This window comes from Streptomyces sp. NPDC048483 (assembly GCF_040651455.1).
In the GTDB taxonomy this organism is placed as follows: domain Bacteria; phylum Actinomycetota; class Actinomycetes; order Streptomycetales; family Streptomycetaceae; genus Streptomyces.
On sequence record NZ_JBEZJZ010000251.1, the window covers coordinates 1 to 2,141 of the forward strand.

Sequence of the window (2,141 nt, forward strand, 5' to 3'; positions counted from 1 at the left end):
AGCCGGATGACGGCGGCGGAGACGTCGATCTGACCGCGGTCGACGCCGTGCCGGGCGCAGGTCAGCGGGCGCCGCGCCCCCTGGGCCCTGCTCAAGCACCGCAGGCGGCGCCAGCTGCCCGCCCCGGAGCCGACGGAGGTGCCGCAGATCGGGTGGTGACGGCGGGCCGGGAGAAGGGGCCGTACGGGAATACCGGACGGCCCCTTCCCGTTCCCATAAGCGCCCGCTTAGAAAAGAGGCCCGCATCACAGCACGCACCCCGTGACCTGGGCACTACGTGCAGGTAACTTCCCTGAGAGTCCATCACCGATACCCCTCTGGAGCCGTGATGCCCGAAGCCGTGATCGTCTCAGCCGCCCGCTCCCCGATCGGCCGCGCCTTCAAGGGCTCGCTCAAGGATCTGCGCCCGGACGACCTGACCGCGAAGATCATCGAGGCCGCCCTCGCCAAGGTCCCCGAGCTGGACCCCACCGAGATCGACGACCTGATGCTCGGCTGCGGCCTGCCCGGTGGCGAGCAGGGCCACAACCTCGGCCGCATCGTGGCCGTCCAGATGGGGATGGACCACCTCCCCGGCTGCACCGTCACCCGTTACTGTTCCTCCTCGCTCCAGACGTCCCGGATGGCGCTGCACGCCATCAAGGCCGGCGAGGGCGATGTCTTCATCTCGGCGGGCGTCGAGACCGTCTCGCGGTCCGTCAAGGGCAACTCCGACACCCTGCCCGACACCCACAACCCGCTGTTCGCCGAGGCGGAGGCGCGCACCGCGGCCCGCGCCGAGCAGGAGGGCGCGGACTGGCACGACCCGCGCGAGGACGGGCTGGTCCCGGACGCGTACATCGCGATGGGCCAGACCGCGGAGAACCTCGCCCGCCTCAAGGGCGTCACCCGCCAGGACATGGACGAGTTCGGCGTACGGTCCCAGAACCTCGCCGAGCAGGCGATCAAGAACGGCTTCTGGGAGCGGGAGATCACCCCGGTCGAGCTGCCCGACGGCACGGTCGTCTCCAAGGACGACGGCCCGCGCGCCGGCGTCACCGTCGAGGGCGTCTCCGGCCTCAAGCCGGTCTTCCGCCCCGACGGCCTGGTCACCGCCGGCAACTGCTGCGCGCTGAACGACGGCGCCGCGGCGCTGGTCATCATGTCCGACACCAAGGCGCGCGAGCTGGGCCTGACCCCGCTGGCCCGGATCGTGTCCACCGGCGTCTCCGGCCTCTCCCCCGAGATCATGGGGTACGGCCCCGTAGAGGCCAGCAAGCAGGCCCTCCAGCGCGCCGGCCTCTCGGTCTCCGACATCGACCTGGCCGAGATCAACGAGGCGTTCGCCGCCCAGGTGATCCCCTCGTACCGCGACCTGGGCATCGACCTGGACCGCGTGAACGTCAACGGCGGCGCGATCGCGGTGGGCCACCCCTTCGGCATGACGGGCGCCCGGATCACCACCACCCTCATCAACTCCCTCCAGTGGCACGACAAGCAGTTCGGGCTGGAGACGATGTGCGTGGGCGGCGGCCAGGGCATGGCGATGGTCATCGAGCGGCTGAGCTGAGCTGCAGCGGAGGGTAGGGGTCGGGCGCGAGGGACGAGTGCCCGGCACCTGCCCGCAGCGGAAGCGAAGCACAGCGCGACCACAAGCACGCGCGGCTGAGCTGAGCTGCAGCGGAGGGTAGGGGTCGGGCGCGAGGAACGAGTGCCCGGCACCTGCCCGCAGCGGAAGCGAAGCACAGCGCGACCACAAGCACGCGCGGCTGAGCTGAGCCACCGGCTCCCTCTGGCAGGGGGTGCCGCCCGAAGGGTGCGTGCGGAGCAGCGGTCAACTCCCGCTCCGCGCGCACCCTTCGCGGTCGTACGGGCACCTGTGGCGACGACGGGTGGCCTGTGTCACCTGTTAACAAGATCGCGACCCAATAGCCGCCAGGATTGTGACCAACGCCCCGCCGCGGCGGGGTTCTCGCAGGTCAGCACGGGTGCACCCGGGCACACAAACCCCAAGCCCCGCTACCTTTCGGGACATAGTGCACTGGGAGCGGTCGCCGTCCCCGTGCACCCTGATGTAGGAAGTCGGGGGACATTCTGCTATTGGGAGTCGAGGTTTCGGCATGAGCGAGCGCAGCGAGCGAATCGTGCAGAGGTGCGCGCCT

Annotated in this window: 1 protein-coding gene; it reads left to right on the plus strand. The window is 70.4% G+C overall.

What is annotated here, in order from left to right; genetic code table 11:
* The first annotated feature begins 328 nt into the window (after positions 1-328).
* The gene (locus AB0D04_RS42620) at positions 329-1,549 is read left to right on the plus strand and encodes an acetyl-CoA C-acetyltransferase (RefSeq protein ID WP_362712872.1); all 1,221 of its coding nucleotides are present in this window, start codon (positions 329-331) and stop codon (positions 1,547-1,549) included.
* The last annotated feature ends 592 nt before the right edge of the window (positions 1,550-2,141 follow it).